Raw genomic sequence first — 17,241 nt, 5'->3', positions numbered from 1 at the left:
GCTTCAACGGCGGAAAGCGTCGCGCCGCGTGATGTCATCCGCGCTTCTCGTAACGACGCTGGGACCAGTAGCGGAAGCCCTGGTTGGTCACGAGGGACCAGCCGTCCGCCTTCAGCTGCTTCCCGACCATGTGGTTGAAATAGCCGTGGGCCAGGACCAGCACGTCCTGGCCGGTCTCGGCCCGCGCGATCAGGGCCCGGGCGGCGCGTTCGGCGCGGTCTTCGGCCTGGACGCGTGTTTCCTGACCGTCGTGGTGGTCGAAGGCGTGCCACCAGAATCGGGCCACCGCGCCCCAGTATTTCGGCGGCAGTTTGAACCAGGACGGAAAGTGCGGCGGCGGCAGGGGTGCCTCGATGAACAGGGTGTCGGAGATGACCTCGCGCCCGGCGGCGATGGCGAGGGCGGTCTCCTGGGCACGCGGACGGGTCGAGGCGACGATGACGCCGGCACCGGCGGCCGTGGTCAGAAGTTCGGGCGGCGGAATCTGACCGGCCCTCAGGCCGCCGATCTCGTAACGAGCCCACCAGTCGCGATACTGGTCCGACGTCAGCAGGCATTTGCGCGACAGGGCCGGCTCGCCGTGCCGGGTCAGGATGATCGCGCCCGGCGAAACGGGAGCGCGCGGCGTGGGATCGTGAGAGACGGCGGGCAGGGTCATGGCGCGAGGAGATGCGGCGACAGCGATGTCGTTTGTGGTCCTCAATCCTCCCCCAACGCTTTGACATGGGCGACCGCGGAACGGCCGAGCCCTTCGAGGTCGTAACCGCCCTCGAGGGAGGACACAACCTTGCCGCCGCACCTTTGGCGCGCGACCTCAAGCACGGCGCGGGTCGCCCAGGCGAAGTCCTCGGCCTCCAGCGACTGATGCGCCAGGGGATCGCGGCGGTGGGCGTCGAATCCGGCCGAGATCAGGATCAAGTCGGGCGCGAACGCATCGAGCGCCGGCATCAGCGTACCCGCAAAGGCCCCGCGCCAGTGCTCGCGGGCCGCATGGGGCACGACGGGCGCGTTGACGACATTGCCCACGCCGGTCTCCGACACCGCGCCGGTGCCGGGATAGAGCGGCGACTGGTGGATAGAGGCGAAGAACAGGCTGTCGTCCGCTTCGAAGGCGGCCTGGGTGCCGTTGCCATGGTGGACGTCGAAATCGACCACGGCGACGCGGGCCATGCCGAGCGACTGGGCCACCCGGGCGGCGACGGCGACGTTGGAGAACAGACAGAACCCCATCGACTGGTCCGGCTCGGCATGGTGGCCAGGCGGGCGGACGGCGGCGAAGGCGCGGGCGGTCTGGCCCTCCGCCACGGCGCGGACGGCGTCGATCACGGCCCCGACGGCCAGACGCGCGGCGCGGACGCTGCCGGGCGACAGGATGGTGTCGGCGTCAAGCTGGGCGAAGCCGCTGTCCGGCGAGGCCGCCAGCAGGCGGGCGACATGGTCGGCGGGATGAACGCGCTCCAGGTCGGCGACGCTGGCCTCGGTCGCCGCGCGGCGATCGCGGTCGAGACCGGCCGACGCCAAGGCGTCCAGCACGGCCTGCAGCCGTTCCGGTCGCTCGGGATGACCGAGCCCGGGTCGGTGTTCGAGCATGTCGGGATGGGTGAACAGGGTCGTCATGGCATAAGTACGTTAGGGGCATCGATGCGGATTGTCGCGGATGACGATGCGCGGCTTTTCAGTGTAATCGCCCGGCCATGACCTCGACCGCCGACATCGCCCTTATCCGCGCCGCCCGACCCGAAGACGCCGAGGCCCTCGGAGCCCTGGGCCGCCGGACCTTCATCGATACCTTCGTCGCGGCAGACGGCTTTGCGATCCCCTACCCGGCCGACGACCTGGCCGCCTTCCTGGACGCCAGTTTCAGCCCCGAGGCCACGGCCAGGAAGCTGGCCGAGCCCGGCGCAGCCTGGTGGGTCGCCGAGCGAAACGGCGACTTGCTGGCCTTCGCCAACGCCGGGCCCAATACCCTGCCCCACCCCGAGGCGACGCCTGCCAACATGGAGCTACGGAGGCTGTATGTCGGCAAGTCGGCGCAAGGCCTGGGCCTCGGCACGCAACTGCTGACGGCGTCTCTGGACTGGATGGAGGCCAACACCGAAGGCCCGCTCTGGATCGGCGTCTGGAGCGGCAACACGAAGGCGCAGAGGCTGTATGCCGCCTACGGGTTCGAGAAGGCCGGGGAGTATCAGTACCCAGTCGGGGCGTGGATGGACGACGAGTTCATCCTGCGACGCGGATAGGCTATGCTGCGGCCATGACCCGCGACGAACTGCTGACCAAGTTGCGCGAACTGAAGCCCTGGCTGGAAGAGCAGGGCATCGTCAACGTGCGCCTGTTCGGCAGCTATGCTCGCGACGAGGCCGGGCCGGACAGCGATGTAGATCTGCTGGTGGATTTATCCGGGCCAATCGGATGGGACTTTTTCAGCGTGAAGAAGGAAGTCGCATCACGCCTGGGGCACAAGGTCGATATGTGTCCTGACGATGGACTCAACAATCCTCACATCCGGCGGACTGCGATGCGAGACGCCATTGCCATCTGACCGACCTGACCCGATCCTGATCTCGGAGTTGCGGGAGTCCGTGACATGGATCACCGCCTATGTGGTCGGCCACTCGGCTGAAAGCTTTAGCTCAGATATGCTGACGCGCGACGCTGTCTGCATGCGGTTGATCGTCATCGGAGAGGCCGCAAATCGATTGACCGACGACGCAAAGGCAAAGCTTCCCTCTCTGAACTGGGATGGCATGGCGGGTTTGCGCCACATACTCGCCCACGACTACGGCGCTGCCAGTCCCTCGCTTTTGTGGAGCATCGCAATGGTCAATGTACCGGAGTTGGCCGAGGCGCTGTCCAGGATCGAGGAAGACTGATGCTCCTCCCCTTCTTCACCGCCCTGCGTCAGGCCAAGGTGCCTGTGTCGACCAAGGAATGGCTCCATTTGATGGAGGCCATGGACAAGGATGTGGCCGGGGGGCGCATCGAGGACTTCTATCATCTGTCGCGGGCGGTCCTGGTAAAGGACGAGAAACACTACGACCGGTTCGACCAGGTGTTCGGAACGGTGTTCAAGGGGGTCGAGAGCGTCGGGATCGGCGAGGACCTGACCACCGCCATCCCCGAGGACTGGCTGAAGCTGCTCACCGACAAGTTCCTGACGGACGAGGAAAAGGCCGAGATCGAGGCCATGGGCGGCTTCGACAAGCTGATGGAGACGCTGAAGCAGCGGTTGGAGGAGCAGAAGGAACGCCACGAGGGCGGGTCCAAATGGATCGGCACCGGCGGGACCAGCCCCTTCGGCCACGGCGGCTATAACCCCGAGGGTGTGCGCATCGGCGGACCTGGCAAGCAGGGCCGGGCGGTCAAGGTCTGGGAGAAGCGGGAGTACAAGAACCTGGACGACACGGTCGAGCTGGGCACCCGCAACATCAAGGTCGCCTTGCGTCGTCTGCGCCGGTTCGCGCGTCAGGGGGCGGCCGAAGAGCTCGACATCGACGGCACGATCGACGGCACGGCGCGCCAGGGCTGGCTCGACATCCATATGCGACCCGAGAGGCGCAACACGATCAAGGTCTTGCTGTTCCTCGACGTCGGCGGGTCGATGGACGGCCATATCAAGCTCTGCGAGGAGTTGTTTTCCGCCGCGAAGACCGAGTTCAAGAACCTGGAATTCTATTACTTCCACAACTGCCTGTACGAAGGCGTGTGGAAGGACAACCGGCGGCGTCACGCCGAAAAGATCCCGACCTGGGACCTGCTGAACCGCTACAACGGCGACTGGCGGGCGATCTTCGTCGGCGACGCGACGATGAGCCCGTACGAGGTCACCATGCCCGGCGGCTCGGTCGAGCACTGGAACGAGGAGGCCGGTGCCGTCTGGCTGAGGCGCGCGCGGCTTCAGTGGGACAGGTCGGTGTGGCTGAACCCGGTGGCCGAGCGGTACTGGAGCTATACGGCCTCGGTGAAGCTGATCGGCGAGGTCATGGACGAACGGATGTTCCCCCTGACGCTGGATGGGCTGGACCGGGCGATGCGGACCCTGACACGCTGAGGGACGTCAGGTCGCGTCAGGACGGGACGGGCGGCACACGCTGCTATGACGCACGGGCTGGGAGGCGACCGCCATGCTGATATTCCTGATCCTGATGCTGGTTCAGTCTGCCGACGGGATCGTCCAGACGGCGCCCGCTGTAGTCGCGCCCGCTCCGGCCGCAGATCCCTGCCGCTTCGGACGGGGCCGGATCAGCAGCCCCAACTGTCCGCCAGGGCCGCCGCGGGTTTTCGTATCGGATACCCCTCAGCCTGCCCCCGCCGCCGAGGCGGAGGAGGACACCAACCCTTGGGCCATCGTCCGGGACGCCCGGTTCGAGAACACCAACACCAACCAGACGTCCCCCGAACCGTCCGAGCGTCTCGCCGGGCGCTTCGACTGGTCAGCGCGGACGCAGGGCGCCGAAGGCTATGCCGCCGCCGGTTACAATGCCGACGGCACCTTGCGGGCCACATCAACCCCGGCGTCCGACACCACAGTGCCTCAGGCGGCCTTCACCGATCCGGACAAGTGGATCGGCGAGCAATGCGCCGGTCAGATCGACACGGCGGAGGCCGACTGCCGACGCCGCGCCCGCAACCGCCTGGCCATGGCCCGCGCCGACGCCGCAGCGGGACCGGTCGCCGGTTCCGAGCCGCGCACCGTGGCCAGAGCGCCGTCATGGACACCGGACACGCCCGCCGGCCCGTGCCGCCAGGTCTCGACCCGCACCCCGACGGACGTGTTCGGCACGACCACATCGAGCACATCGACGGTCTGCACGTCCGGCAACGCCGACGCCTTGCTGGACAGTACGGAGGCGAGATTGCGCGACCTCAGGGCGATGCCCGCAACGGACTGTGGTCGGCCGTTGAGCGGAGAGAACACGACGGCCTGGATGGCGCGCTGCGAGCGCCCGCGCTGATCGGAGGGCGCACACCGGGATCGTGATTTCAACGACCGGACTTTCCGTGGCAGGGTCACCGGGTCGTTCGGGAGTTCATCATGCTGATCGCCGCCCTAGCCGCCCTGCTGCTGCAACAGTCGGCGGGAACCATCGCCTGGGACACGCCAGTCGCGGCCGACCCTGAGGCACCGGCGCAGGCGGCACAGCCTGTTTCGACCCTGCCCGATTGGGCGAGAGCCGACCCCTATGGCTGGGAGCGGTCGCAGTGCAGTCCGATGATCCGCAAGGACGCCTCGATGGAGGCCTGTCAGGTGCGGGTGCGGACTGACCTGGCGGGTGCGCTCGGTGATCGCCTGCCCGGCGGCCTGGCACCCGACGGGATCGAAGGCTGTCGTCAGGTGTCGGACGGCAAGGGCAGTTACGAAACCACCTGCGCTCCCGTTCAGCGGACGCTGGCGACCACTGCCGCACCCGTCGCGGAAATCTGCGAGGAACGACCGACGCGAACCGCGAGCGGCGTCGTGGCCTTTGGCCGGGAATGCCGACCGGCGACGGGTGCGACGACGACAGAGGGTCTGTCGTTCCGGCTCGGCGGAGACTGAGGCCGGATACGACAACGCCGCCCCCGATCGGGAGCGGCGTCGAATGGGATATTGAAGCGGTCTAGTTGCGCTTGTCGGCGTCGCGGAGGGTGTCCTTGACGCCGCCGACGGCATTCTGGGTCTTGCCCTCGACCTGATCCATCTTGCCTTCTGCCTTCAGCTTCTCGTCGCCGGTCAGCTTGCCGACGCCTTCCTTGATCTGGCCACCGATGTTCTTGGCGGCGCCTTCGATACGGTCATGATCGGGCATGAATATCTCCTGGTTCACGGTGTCGCCGGAGTGGCGGCGTCTCGTGCAGGATCAACGGGTTAGGCCCGGGAACGTTCCTCCGGCAGAGCTTGCGTCCGTCTAGAGATCGAAGGCCAGGCGGGCGCGGACGCCCTTGTGCTCGGGATCGATCTCGACGACCGAGCGCAGGCCCGACGCCATGGCCCCGATGATCTTGCCACCCAGGCCGGTGCCTTTGGGCACACCGTCACCCATGCCCGGACCATCGTCCTCGACGGTCAGCAAGGCCCTGCCCTCGCCGCCCGACTTCAGGATGACGCGGATCTCGCCGCCCTGACCGGGGGCATAGGCGTATTTCACGGCGTTTGTGACCAGTTCGGTGACCACGACGCCCAGAGACACGGCCTGATCGGTCGAGACCCGCATCGGCTCGGCCTCCAGCGCCAGTGTCGGCGAACTGTCGTCCGGCCCCAGGGACTTGGACAGTTCGTCGATCAGCCCGGCCAGATACTCGTCCATGGCCACGGTCGACATGTCACCCGAGGTGTAGAGGCGGCGATGCACGTGGGCGACGGCCTCGATCCGCGCCTGGGCCTCCTTGACCGCATTGCGCGCGCCGTCATCGACGAGGTGGCGCAGTTGCAGAGACATGAAGGTCGAGACCAGTTGCAGCGAGTTGCCGACGCGGTGGTTGACCTCGCGCAGCATGGCCTCGGCGCGGTCACGGGCGAGGCGGACCTGTTCCTGGGCCTCGTCGTTCTCGCGTTGCAGGCGGCGGCGGAACAGGGCGTCCTCAAGCGCGGACCGCAACAGGGAGGTGAAATCCTCCGACACGTCCTTGATGACATAGTCGGCGGCCCCGGCGCGAAGCGCGGCGACCGCGATCCGGCCTTCCTGGGCTCCCGTCACGTAAACGACGGGCGGCGGCTCGGGCATGGCCAGGATGTCGGGCAGGACGTCCAGGCCGTCACGACCGGGCATATAGTGGTCCAGGGCGCAGACGTCGAAATCGCCCTGCTCCAGCTTTTCCAGCCCTGCATCGCCGTCCGCGGCCAGGGTGACCTCATAGCCGTGACGGCCGAGTTCCTTCTGGACCAGACGGGACAGGCCGGCGTCGTCATCGATGTAGAGCAGCCTGACAGCCGGTTTGGTATCCGTCATTCGATCTCAGGTGCCTGCATGACAGACAGGAACAGGCCCAGCTGTCGGATCGCCCCCGCGAAACTCTCATAGTCGACCGGCTTGGTGATGTAGACGTTGCAGCCCAGGTCGTAGCAGCGCTGGATCTCGGTCTTGTCGTCGGTGGTGGTCAGGACGACGACGGGCGCGCGACGCAGTCGTTCGTCCTTCTTGACCTCGGCCAGGATGTCGGTGCCCTGCATGTCTGGCAGGTTCAGGTCCAGCAGGATCAGCATCGGCCCGTTCAGCCGGACTTCTTCCGAAAACAGATAGTCGAGCGCGGCCTGGCCGTGGTCGAAATGCATGATTTCGTTATTGATGTTGGCGCGCCGGATGTTCTTTTCGATCAGCTTGGCATGGCCGTGGTCGTCCTCGACCATCACGATCTTGACGGGGGCAGTCACAAGGCGTCTCCGGAATCCACTAGGATGAGGCGTTTGGGGAATTTCAGGCGAAAAGTCGAGCCCTCGCCCAGAACCGACTCGACCTCGATCGACCCGCCCAGCCGGCGAACACTGTTGCGCACGAAGGCCAGCCCCAGGCCTTCGCCCGGCCGGTCCTGACGGCCCGCGCGGCGGAACAGCTCGAATATCCGCTCGTGGTCCTTTTCTGAGATGCCACGGCCGTTGTCGGACACCGTGTATTCGACCCAGCCGCCGGCGCGGTCGTGGCCCGACACCACGATCCGGCCGGGACGTTTGGGGTCCAGATATTTGACGGCGTTGTCGATCAGATTGCCGACGATCTGCTCGATCGACAACCGGTCGCTCTCGAAGGTCGGCATGGGTTCGACCACGACCTCGGCGTCAGCGGCCTCGGTCTGGTGACGGATGGCGTCGGCGGCCTTCTGGGCCATGGCGGCCATGTCGATGGTCTCGGGGATCAGGTTGCGCCGCCCCTCGCGCGACAGCTTCAGGATGGCGTTGATCAGCCGGTCCATCTTCTCGGTCGAGGCGCGGATGAAGCCCACCGCCTCGGGGATGTCGTCGCGTACCGCCGTCAGGGCGTCGCTTTCAACAAGGTCCGGCGCCAGGGTCTGCACCTTGGTCATCTGGGCGTCGATCGTCTTGCCCGCCTGCTCCAGTTCGGCCGTGTAGCCCATGACGTTGACCAGGGGCGAACGCAGGTCGTGGCTGACGATATAGGCGAAGCGCTGGACCTCTTCGTTGGCCCGGACCAGGGCGGCGGTGCGGTCGCGCACGGTCGATTCAAGTCCCGCATTGACCGCATCGACCGTGGCGCGGGCGGCGGCCATGTCCTGAAGATAGCGCCGCACCAGCAGAAAGATGATGAAACCCAGGATCAGGATCAGCGCGCCGGCGATCGCGTTGACCACAACCGTCGTCAGCGCGGCCTGCTGTGAGCGTTCGCGGCGGTCCTGAAGTGTGGCGTTGACCCAGTCATCAACCCGCAGCACCTCGGCCTGCAGTTCTTCCATCATCCGCTTGCCCTCGCCGGTGCGAACCCGGCTGACCGCCTGTCCGATCTGACCCTGGCGGGCCATGGCAAGGGTGGCGGACATCTCGGCGAACTTGTCGGCGCTGAGACGCGTCAGGGCCTCCGCCGAGGCGACGCCGACCGGGTCTCCCGCCGTTTTCTCGCGAAAGGTGTCAAGCAAGGCTGGGTTGGCCGAACGCGCCTCTTCGTAGGCGGCGGCGAATCCCGCCTGGCCGGTCAGCAAGAACCCGCGCTGTGCCGTCTCCGCCCCCTGGACGTTGAGGATCAGGTTGCGGGCGGATCGCCGGACCTGCCAGGTCGTATCGACCTCCTGATTCAGGGCGGCTGTCCGCTGGATCATCAGGAAGGTGCTGCCGTTAACGATCAACAGCAGGAGAAGCGCGCCGGTCAGCAGCGCCACGACCGATCGCGCGAGCGACCGCGTGCGCAGGAAGCGCAGGAAGCTGGAAAGACCGCCGGGGGTCGCCATCCTCTCAAGCGAGGACGGCCCCTCGGAGGAGAAGTCGCTGGCGGTGTCTGGGGTCATGGCCCAAGGTTAGCGGCACTGGTCGCACTGTCCAGCCTTGCGCATCCGAAACGCGGGCCAAGCGTTTGATTGTGCAAGCTAAGCCATAAGCGAAAGGAGGCCCGCGATGTTGATTTCGTACTGGTGGGTCGCTCCGGCCCTGGTCGCCTTTATTGCGGCGCTGTTCGTGCTGAACGGCCTGGTCTCGCTTTTCCGGGGACATTGGGTCACAGGGCCGCTGAAACTGATCGGCGGCGGTGCGGTGCTTGCGGCGGCGGCGGCGGCGGTCCTGCTGGCCCAGAACATCCAGACCTATGCCCGGCTGACCCACGAACGGCCGGTGGCGACGATCCAGCTGCGCCAACTGGCCCCGCAGTATTTCGAAGTCACGGTGATCCAGCCGCCCCTGACCGCGGGCGGCCAGGCGCGATCGGCGATGTACCCTGTCAACGGCGACGACTGGCGGATCGAGGCCCAGGTGCTGAAGTGGAAGCCGTGGGCCAATGTCTTGGGCCTGGACACCCAGTACCGCCTCGACCGGCTGTCGGGCCGCTATCAGAACATCGAACAAGAACGCACCGGTGCCCGCAGCGTCCACGCCCTGTCGGGTGGCGATCCAGCCAAGGGCCAGATCCTGGGGGTGGAGATGCCCTGGAACTTTACCGTCTGGTACGGCGCGAAGCGCTATCGCCGGTATGTCGATGCGGTCGACACCCTGTACGGAGGCGCCACCTATATGCCGATGGCCGACGGCGCGCGCTATGAGGTCTGGATCACCCAGTCGGGCCTGATCGCGAGGCCGGCCAACGATGCGGCGCGGAATGCGTCAGCAGGCGGCCGGGTCAGCGTTCGATAATCAACCGATCAGGACGCTGGCCGCCGCACGCGCCTCGTCCGTGATCACCGCGCCCGACAGCATCCGCGCGATTTCCTCGCGGCGGCGAGCGTCGTCTAGCGGGGCCACCGTGGTCGTGGTCGCACCGTCAGCGTCGGATTTCATGACCTTCCAGTGGGTGTGGCCCCGCGCGGCGACCTGGGGGCTGTGGGTCACGACCAGGACCTGGGCGCCGGACGACAGGCGTTTCAGGCGCTGGCCGACCGCCTCGGCGACGGCACCGCCGACGCCCTGATCGACCTCGTCGAAGATCATGACGGGTTGGCGCTGGTCCTCACGTCCCGCCAGGGCCGCCTTCATGGCCAGGGCGAAGCGCGCCAGTTCCCCGCCCGACGCGATGGCGTCCAGCGGGCCGAAACCGTCGCCCGCATTGGTGGCGATCTGGAACCGCACGGTCTCCACGCCGAGTGGTCCACGCCGGTCCTCGCCCACCGGCTCGAAAGCGACGCGGAAGCGGGCGCGGTCCAGCTTGAGCGGGGTCAGTTCGGCCATGACCGCGCGGGTCAGCCGCTCCCCGGCCGCCTCGCGCGCCGAGGTCAGGAAGGTGGCCGCCAGGTCATAGGCCTCGCGCGCGGCGGTCGTCTCGCGCTGTGCGGCGGTCAGGGCCTCGGCCCCGTCCTCGATCAGGCGAAGCTGCTCGCGCAGGGACACCCGCAGCGCCGGCAGGGCGTGGACGGTGGTGTTCAACTTGCGGGCCGCGGCGCGCAGGGCGAACAGCCGCTCCTCCGCCTTGTCCAGTCGACCCGGCTCGAAATCGAAGGCGTTGGCGGCTGCGTCCACCTCGGCGATAGCTTCCAGCGCCTCGACGATGGTCCTGTCGATGGCCTCGGCAGCCGCGGACAGGCGGGTCAGGACGAGGTGCTCGACGGCAGGCTCGGCCGGTGTTTCGGCCACCCCGTCACCCGGCCCGGCCAGGGCCTGGGCCGCGCGCTGTCGGGCGTGTTCGACGGCGCGCAGGGCCGCCGACAGTTTCTGCACCAGTTTGTCGCCGCCCAACTGGGTCCGGGCGTCGGCAAGGTCGGCCATGGCCTTTTCCGCCGCCCCCAGGATAGCGCGCTCGCCGGCCAGTTCGGTCTCTTCGTCTTCGCGCGGGTCCAGCGCGTCGAGGTCGGCCAGGTTGAGGGTGATTTCCTCGGATCGGGCCGCCGCGTCGGCGGCGGCGGCACGCAGGGCGGCCAGACGGGTTTCCGCCGCCTTCAGCCGGTCGGCGGCGAGCGCCACCGCCGACAGCTGCGGGGCCGTGCCGCCATAGGCGTCGAGCAGCCCGCGATGGGTCTTCCAGTCCAGCAGGCCGACAGTTTCATGTTGGCCATGAACCTCGACCAGCCGGGCACCGATCTCGCGCAGGGCCGCGACCCCGGCGGTCTGGTCATTGACATAGGCCCGGCTGCGGCCGTCGGCCGACAGGACGCGCCTCAGGATCAGATCCTCGCCCGGCGACACGTCGAATCCGCGTTCGGCGATCAGGGCGATCAGGTCGGCGTCATCGGGCGCGGTGAAGACGGCCGTGGCCACGGCCTGTTTGGCACCGGCCCGCACGAGGCCGGCATCCCCTCGCCCACCGAGCGCCAGGCCCAGCGCGTCGAGGATGATCGACTTGCCCGCCCCGGTCTCACCGGTCAGCACGGTCAGGCCGTCCTCGACCTCGAGGTCGAGCGCATCGACCAGCACCACGTCGCGGATGGAAAGAGCGGTCAGCATGGGCGGGTGCGATTCGACATCAAGGTCAGTCTATAGGCGACCCTGAACCAATCGGGAACGGCGGAGCGGCTTCGGACCTCAGCCCGGGATGATCCGGCGCAGCCAGCTCTCGCGTTGTCCGGTCGGGGCCGCCTCGGGCTGCTGACCGTTCTCGCTCAGCAGGGCATAGGCTTCGGCGTACCAGGGGCTGCCCGGATAGTTGAAGCCCAGGACGGCGGCGTTGCGGGTCGCCTCATCCTTGAGGCCCAGGCCCAGATAGACCTCGACCAGCCGGTACAGGGCCTCGGGGGTATGGGAGGTACGCTGGAAGGCGTCGCTGTCGATCACCGACTTGTAGCGACCGATGGCGGCCAGCGGCTGGTTGGCGCGCTGATAGTAGCGGCCGATGTTCATTTCCTTGCCGGCCAGCTGGTCGTTGACCATGTCGATCTTGACCGAGGCGTCCGTGGCATAGGCCGAGCCCGGATAACGCCGCGCCACATCCCGCAGGCCTTCCAGCGCCGCGACCGCGAACGCCTGATCGCGACCCACATCGACGATCCGCTCGAAATTACAGGTCGCCCGCATGTAGTAGGCGTAGGCGGCCGACGGACTGCCCGGGAACAGCTGGATGAACCTGTCGGCGGCGGCGACCGATTCCACGTAGTTGCCGTTCTGGTAGTAGGCGTAGATCTGCATCAGGATCGCGCGACGCGACCATTCCGAATACGGATGCTGGCGCTCGACCTCCTGGAAATAATCGACGGCGTCGGCCCAGCGGCGGCTCTGCAGCCGGTCATAGCCGGTGTTGTAGAGCAGCTCGACGGGGCGCTCCTCATAGGCCAGGCGCGGACGCGGGCGCGCGCCACAGGCGGCGATGGACGCGGCGGCGACGATGACCGCCGTGGCGACGGCGATCCGACGCAGGGTCGTGCGCGAGGACAGGACGGACACCGGAGCAGCAGGCAAGGCGGACCTCATGGCGACAGGGACGCCGCGCATGGTCGCCGCCCCAAAGAATCCGCGACCTCTACACCAGCGGTCGGGTCCAAGCCAATGCGATCGCAGGCGCGCCTGATGGCGAATCCTCGAAGCTGTGGCTTGCCCCCGGCCGTTGCGCTGGTAAAGAGCGCGAGAACTGAACAGTCGTCATTGGCGGTCCGATGACGGCGAAAGGATGACCGGTCGATGAAGCTGCTATCCGGCAACTCAAACCGGCTGTTGTCCCAGGCCATCGCCGACCACCTCGACATGCCGCTGACCAAGGCCCAGGTGAAGCGGTTCGCCGACAACGAGGTTTTTGTCGTCATCGAGGAGAACGTCCGGGGCGAGGACGTCTTCGTGATTCAGTCGACCTCCTATCCGGCCAACGACAACCTGATGGAGCTGTTGATCTGCATCGACGCCCTGGTGCGGGCATCGGCGCGGCGGATCACGGCGGTCATGCCCTATTTCGGCTATGCGCGTCAGGACCGGAAGACCGGCGGACGCACCCCGATCTCGGCCAAGCTGGTCGCGAACATGATCACGCGCGCCGGTGCCGACCGCGTGCTGACCATGGATCTGCACGCCGGCCAGATCCAGGGCTTCTTCGACATCCCGACCGACAACCTGGTGGCGACGCCGGTCCTGGCCCAGGACATCAAGGAGAACTATCAGCGCGGCAGTCTGATGATCGTGTCGCCCGACGTCGGCGGCGTGGTGCGTGCGCGCTCCCTGGCCGAGCGGCTGAACGTCGACCTCGCCATCGTCGACAAGCGTCGCCCAAAGGCGGGCGAGAGCGAGGTCATGAACATCATCGGCGACGTCTCGGGCCGCGAATGCATCCTGTTCGACGACATCGTCGATTCCGGCGGCACCCTGGTGAATGCGGCCAAGGCCCTGATGGAGGCGGGGGCGACGAGCGTGTCGGCCTACATCAGCCACGGCGTGCTGTCGGGACCGGCGGTCCAGCGGGTTACGGACGGGCCTTTGAAGGAACTGGTGATCACCGATTCGATCGATCGGCCTCACGAAGTCCTGAACTGCCCCAAGATCCGCACCGTGCCCGTAGCTCCCCTGATCGGCGAGGCCATCCGCCGAATCGCCAATGAGGAGTCCGTCTCCAAGTTGTTTGATTAACAGTGCGATAACCCTGCTTGCGGCCTTATAAGGGTCGAAACGGCGACGCAGTGTCGACGCCGACCTTGTACAATCGCGTCTCCGTGGGAAGTTCGACCATGACCCTGGCCTTCATGCGCCGCAGCCTCGCCGTGGCCGCCATCGCGGCAGCCGCCGTCCTGGCCAGTTGCACCACCGGCCCTTCACAGGCCGAACTCGAAGCACAACGGATGGCCGAGGCCCAGGCCGCCGCAGCGGCGGCCGCCGCCGCAGTCCGGGTGGCCCCACCCATTTCGATGAACGCGGGCGTCGCCGAATCGGCGGCCATTTACGTCAGCTTCCTGCGCGACGTGGGCACCATCCGGGGCGGCTTTCCCGACGCCGAATCGATCCAGGCCGCGATGCGCAAGGGTGCCGCCTACGATCCCATCCAGCTGTCGCAGGGCATGATTGCCTATGCCTCGATCGTGGCGCTGCAATCGCCCGAGTTCGTCGCCGGCGTGCGCCAGTACGGCGTCGATCCCGTCCAGCGTCGTCAGGTGATCGAGAACATCGTCTACAACCCCGCCTATGCCGCCACCCTGCCGGGCGCGGAGGCCGGTGCCGGCCTGATCATCGCGACCCTGGGCCGCGACATCTCTGACATGGTCACGATCGCCGACGCCGTCGAACAGGACGCCTATACCATCCAGGCCCGGGGCGATTCCCGTCGCAGCTGGGCCGTCGCCCCGCTGCCGAACCGTGCGGAACGCCTGGAAGCGATCAAGCAGATTTCGGGACGGCGCATGATGCCGCCGGCCGAGGACACCGCACGCCTGTATGCCGCGGCCAACAGCGGGTCCGGTTTGAGCGTGCCGGGCGGCACATCGCGGCCGCCCTATACGCCTGTGATCGCCAACGCCCTGGCCATGGCCGCCCTGGCTGCGCTGGGTGCCGCCGGTGACGAGGCCCGCCCGAACACCCAGGCCCTGATGCAGGAGAGCGGCAGCGAGTTCTGTCTGTCGATGTCCAAACTGAACCTGTTCCAGTGCCTGGCCGCCTCGCGCCCCAGCTACGAGGACATGTTCTGCGTCGGCCGCCACATCGTGCGTGACCTGGGCACCTGCACCTTCGGCGCGACCCGCGTGCCGGTGATCAGCGTCTCCGCACCGTCGAGCTGACGTCGATCGTCGTCAGGCGGTTGCGTGTGGGCCGTCTTGCGTGTAATGACCCGCGCTCTTGAATTCGAGGGTTGATGACCCCGCCGCGCGAGCCATCAGTTGGCGCAGGCGTTTTTGTTGTTGAGGCGAGCCAGATGGCCGAGATCATTCTGAACGTGGACGTCCGCGAAAACACCGGCACCGGCGGCGCGCGCGCAGCCCGTCGCTCCGGCGCGGTTCCGGGCATCCTGTACGGCGGCGGCAAGGCCCCCGTCGCCATCTCGGTCAACGAGAAGGACTTCCGCAAGAACCTGTACACCGGCAAGCTGCTGGGCCACCTGATCACGCTCAAGTACGGCGAAGAGACCCAGCCGGTCATCGCCAAGGACGTGCAGTTCGATCCCGTCACGGACCGTCCCCTGCACTTCGACCTGATGCGCGTCGACGAGCACCAGACCATCAAGATCGAAGTGCCCGTTCACTTCATCAACGAAGACAAGTGCGGTGCCTTCCGTCAGGGCGGATCGCTGGAAATCGTTCGTCACACCGTCGAGATCTCGGTCGCCGCCGACCACATCCCCGAGGACCTGGTCGTCGACCTGGCCGGCCACAAGCTGGGCGACACCATCCGCTTCTCTGACATCAAGGTGCCCGAAGGCGTGACCGCCACCATCACCGACCGCGACTTCGTGATCGCCTCTATCAAGACCTCGTCGGCCGCCATCTCGGCTGCCCATGACGAAGAGACGATCGCCGAAGAGAACGCCATCGCCGCCGCCGAAGCCGGTGCGGACGAAGTTCCTGCCTCGGAACAGTCCGACGAAGGCGACACGTCGGAAGGCTGATCGCCCCACGAGTATCGATTTCCGGGACGGCCCATTCCTTCGCTGGAGTGGGCCGTTTCCATATCCGGACCTGACGCATGATCATCATCGCCGGCCTGGGCAATCCGGGCGCCAAATACCAGAACAACCGGCACAACATCGGCTTCATGGCCGTGGACGAGATCGCGCGCCGGTGGCGGTTCGGGACCGAGCGGGCCAAGTTCCAGTCGGTGATCGCCGAAGGCGAGGTCGAGGGCGTCAAGGTGCTGCTGATGAAGCCCCAGACCTTCATGAACCAGAGCGGCAATGCGGTCGGCGAGGCCGCGCGTTTCTACAAGATCCCGGTCAGCGACATCATCGTCTTCCACGACGAGATCGACCTGGCCCCCGGCCGTTTCCGGATGAAGACCGGCGGCGGGGCAGCAGGTCAGAATGGGGTGCGATCCCTCATCAGCCACCTGGGGGCCGACTTTCGACGCGCCCGCATGGGGATCGGCCATCCGGGCGAGGCGAACCTGGTCATGCCCCACGTCCTGGGTGACTTCCACAAGGCCGAGCAGCCGTGGCTGGAGGCTCTTCTGCGCGCCTGCGCCGACGCACTGCCCTTCGCCGTCGCGGGCGAGGACGAACGCTATCAGGGCGAGGTGCTGCGCCTGGCTCCCGCCCCGAAGTTCAGCCCGAGGCAACAGGCGCGGGGCGAATAGGCCATGTGCGCGTCGTTTCAGGCCAGGGCCAATGTGACCCAACTGGTTCGCATCTTCGAGGCGGCGGGCGCACCGATCGAATTCTCGGACGGCCTGCCCAACATTGCGCCGCTGGACGAGGTTCGACCTACGGATGGGACCGTTGCCGTCCGCGCGATCAATGACACCGCCACGGTCCTGTCTGAGATGCGGTTCGGCTTCCCACCGCCCGCGCCGAAGCGTCCGCCGATCATCAATTTTCGCTCCGAAGGGCGCGAGTTCGAGAATCGCGCAGGCGGCGGCCGCTGTATCGTGCCGGTGACCGGCTTCTATGAGTTCACGGGCGACAAATATCCCAAGACGCGCTGGCTGTTGTCGGGCGCGAACCAGGAGGTGCTCGGGCTCGCCGCCGTCTGGAGATCAGGGCCGGACGGCACCGCCTTCTCCCTGTTGACCGCAGAGCCGGGGCCGGATGTCGCCCCCTATCACGATCGCGGCGTACTGCCGCTCGCGCCGGCCGACTGGGCTGACTGGCTGTTCGCACGGCGGCCCGCGGCGGAACTGTTGGTGCCGCCCCCGGCTGGGACGCTCAAGGTCGAGGCCGCGCCACGGCCGTCCAAGGCATAGTGTCACGCTTCCCATTTCAGGCGGGCGCGGCTATGGCCGCCGCGTGACCCGCTCCCAGGCCGACAACTGGTCGATCATGCGCTCGCTGGCCTTCCTGGCCGCGACGTTCGCGATCACGTTCGCCAGCCTGATGCCTTTCGCGGCCCTGGCGGCGGCGGTCCCGGGCCAGCCCATCGTCTTCTGCTCGGCGGAGGGCGTACACACCATCGCCGTCGGCATGGACGGCGAGCACGGTGGGTCCAAGGGACTGGCCGGGGTCAAATGCGCCGCCTGTCTGCTGGTCACGCCGGCCGCCCTGCCTGACGCGCCTGTCGTGGCCCCCCTGTCGGCGGGAATCACCCGCCCGGCCCAGGTCTTCGTGGCCATCAACGATCGGCCCCGCC

The 17,241-nt window shown here is 67.2% G+C and carries 20 protein-coding genes and 1 pseudogene; 13 read left to right on the top strand and 8 right to left on the bottom strand.

The window, feature by feature from the left end; all coding sequences use genetic code 11:
* Window positions 1-34 precede the first annotated feature (34 nt).
* Together JHC99_RS00105 and JHC99_RS00100 are read right to left on the bottom strand one after the other, a co-directional pair.
* Window positions 35-658 carry a histidine phosphatase family protein gene (locus JHC99_RS00105; RefSeq protein ID WP_292151433.1) on the bottom strand — a complete coding sequence of 208 codons (624 nt, stop codon included), beginning with the start codon at window positions 656-658 and terminating at the stop codon, window positions 35-37.
* A gap of 41 nt (window positions 659-699) precedes the next feature.
* On the bottom strand, window positions 700-1,617 hold the full coding sequence (locus tag JHC99_RS00100; protein WP_292151432.1) for a histone deacetylase family protein: 918 nt from the start codon (window positions 1,615-1,617) through the stop codon (window positions 700-702).
* A gap of 77 nt (window positions 1,618-1,694) precedes the next feature.
* Between JHC99_RS00100 and JHC99_RS00095 the strand changes: the two genes are divergently transcribed.
* The 6 genes from JHC99_RS00095 (at window position 1,695) to JHC99_RS00070 (ending at window position 5,539) form a co-directional block, all read left to right on the top strand.
* Entirely contained in the window at window positions 1,695-2,240 is a 546-nt protein-coding gene (locus JHC99_RS00095; RefSeq protein WP_292151431.1) for a GNAT family N-acetyltransferase, read from the top strand.
* A gap of 14 nt (window positions 2,241-2,254) precedes the next feature.
* Window positions 2,255-2,542, top strand: a complete 288-nt coding sequence (locus tag JHC99_RS00090) for a nucleotidyltransferase family protein (protein ID WP_292151430.1) — start codon at window positions 2,255-2,257, stop codon at window positions 2,540-2,542.
* 40 nt (window positions 2,543-2,582) lie between these two features.
* Entirely contained in the window at window positions 2,583-2,873 is a 291-nt protein-coding gene (locus tag JHC99_RS00085) for a HepT-like ribonuclease domain-containing protein (RefSeq protein WP_292151429.1), read from the top strand.
* The gene (locus JHC99_RS00080) at window positions 2,873-4,051 is read left to right on the top strand and encodes a VWA domain-containing protein (RefSeq protein ID WP_292151428.1); all 1,179 of its coding nucleotides are present in this window, start codon (window positions 2,873-2,875) and stop codon (window positions 4,049-4,051) included. The genes JHC99_RS00085 and JHC99_RS00080 overlap by 1 nt, the downstream gene beginning before the upstream one ends.
* A gap of 73 nt (window positions 4,052-4,124) precedes the next feature.
* A complete protein-coding gene (locus JHC99_RS00075) occupies window positions 4,125-4,955 on the top strand; it encodes a hypothetical protein (RefSeq protein ID WP_292151427.1) in 831 nt (276 codons plus the stop codon).
* Between the two features lie 80 nt (window positions 4,956-5,035).
* The gene (locus JHC99_RS00070; RefSeq protein ID WP_292151426.1) at window positions 5,036-5,539 is read left to right on the top strand and encodes a hypothetical protein; all 504 of its coding nucleotides are present in this window, start codon (window positions 5,036-5,038) and stop codon (window positions 5,537-5,539) included.
* A gap of 61 nt (window positions 5,540-5,600) precedes the next feature.
* Here JHC99_RS00070 and JHC99_RS00065 read toward each other — a convergent pair whose 3' ends face one another.
* The 4 genes from JHC99_RS00065 to JHC99_RS00050 all read right to left on the bottom strand — a co-directional run bounded on the left by JHC99_RS00065 (window position 5,601) and on the right by JHC99_RS00050 (window position 8,931).
* Complete coding sequence (locus JHC99_RS00065; RefSeq protein WP_292151425.1) at window positions 5,601-5,789, bottom strand: CsbD family protein; 189 nt, start codon at window positions 5,787-5,789, stop codon at window positions 5,601-5,603.
* Between the two features lie 99 nt (window positions 5,790-5,888).
* Window positions 5,889-6,929 (bottom strand): response regulator, encoded by a 1,041-nt coding sequence (locus JHC99_RS00060; RefSeq protein WP_292151424.1) that lies wholly within the window; start codon window positions 6,927-6,929, stop codon window positions 5,889-5,891.
* Window positions 6,926-7,351 carry a response regulator gene (locus tag JHC99_RS00055; RefSeq protein WP_271147088.1) on the bottom strand — a complete coding sequence of 142 codons (426 nt, stop codon included), beginning with the start codon at window positions 7,349-7,351 and terminating at the stop codon, window positions 6,926-6,928. Before JHC99_RS00055 ends, JHC99_RS00060 begins: the two co-directional genes overlap by 4 nt.
* Window positions 7,348-8,931 (bottom strand): ATP-binding protein, encoded by a 1,584-nt coding sequence (locus JHC99_RS00050; protein WP_292151423.1) that lies wholly within the window; start codon window positions 8,929-8,931, stop codon window positions 7,348-7,350. The genes JHC99_RS00055 and JHC99_RS00050 overlap by 4 nt, the downstream gene beginning before the upstream one ends.
* A 106-nt stretch (window positions 8,932-9,037) precedes the next feature.
* On the opposite strand from JHC99_RS00050, the gene JHC99_RS00045 reads away from it, so the two are divergent.
* Window positions 9,038-9,766 (top strand): hypothetical protein, encoded by a 729-nt coding sequence (locus JHC99_RS00045; protein ID WP_292151422.1) that lies wholly within the window; start codon window positions 9,038-9,040, stop codon window positions 9,764-9,766.
* Here the strand turns inward: JHC99_RS00045 and recN are convergent, their stop codons facing one another.
* Window positions 9,767-11,506: a DNA repair protein RecN gene (gene recN / locus JHC99_RS00040; RefSeq protein ID WP_292151421.1), complete on the bottom strand. Its 1,740-nt coding sequence runs from the start codon at window positions 11,504-11,506 to the stop codon at window positions 9,767-9,769.
* 78 nt (window positions 11,507-11,584) lie between these two features.
* Window positions 11,585-12,466 (bottom strand): outer membrane protein assembly factor BamD, encoded by an 882-nt coding sequence (locus JHC99_RS00035; RefSeq protein ID WP_271147135.1) that lies wholly within the window; start codon window positions 12,464-12,466, stop codon window positions 11,585-11,587.
* A 207-nt stretch (window positions 12,467-12,673) separates the two neighbouring features.
* Between JHC99_RS00035 and JHC99_RS00030 the strand changes: the two genes are divergently transcribed.
* From JHC99_RS00030 to JHC99_RS00005, 6 genes and pseudogenes are all read left to right on the top strand, one after another.
* Window positions 12,674-13,606 (top strand): ribose-phosphate pyrophosphokinase, encoded by a 933-nt coding sequence (locus JHC99_RS00030; protein WP_292151420.1) that lies wholly within the window; start codon window positions 12,674-12,676, stop codon window positions 13,604-13,606.
* 98 nt (window positions 13,607-13,704) lie between these two features.
* Window positions 13,705-14,745, top strand: coding sequence for a hypothetical protein (locus JHC99_RS00025; protein WP_292151419.1), 1,041 nt, complete (start codon window positions 13,705-13,707; stop codon window positions 14,743-14,745).
* 134 nt (window positions 14,746-14,879) lie between these two features.
* Window positions 14,880-15,482, top strand: a pseudogene (locus tag JHC99_RS00020) (50S ribosomal protein L25/general stress protein Ctc); the annotation flags it as partial.
* Between the two features lie 164 nt (window positions 15,483-15,646).
* Window positions 15,647-16,252 carry an aminoacyl-tRNA hydrolase gene (gene pth, locus JHC99_RS00015; protein WP_292151417.1) on the top strand — a complete coding sequence of 202 codons (606 nt, stop codon included), beginning with the start codon at window positions 15,647-15,649 and terminating at the stop codon, window positions 16,250-16,252.
* A gap of 3 nt (window positions 16,253-16,255) precedes the next feature.
* On the top strand, window positions 16,256-16,858 hold the full coding sequence (locus tag JHC99_RS00010) for an SOS response-associated peptidase family protein (protein ID WP_292151416.1): 603 nt from the start codon (window positions 16,256-16,258) through the stop codon (window positions 16,856-16,858).
* 43 nt (window positions 16,859-16,901) lie between these two features.
* A partial coding sequence (locus JHC99_RS00005) for a hypothetical protein (protein ID WP_292151415.1) occupies window positions 16,902-17,241 on the top strand: 340 nt, incomplete at its 3' end.

It is taken from the genome of Brevundimonas sp. (assembly GCF_016463485.1).
In the GTDB taxonomy this organism is placed as follows: domain Bacteria; phylum Pseudomonadota; class Alphaproteobacteria; order Caulobacterales; family Caulobacteraceae; genus Brevundimonas.
Note: the sequence above shows the minus strand (reverse complement) of the source record. Positions and strands in the feature narration are given on the sequence as shown.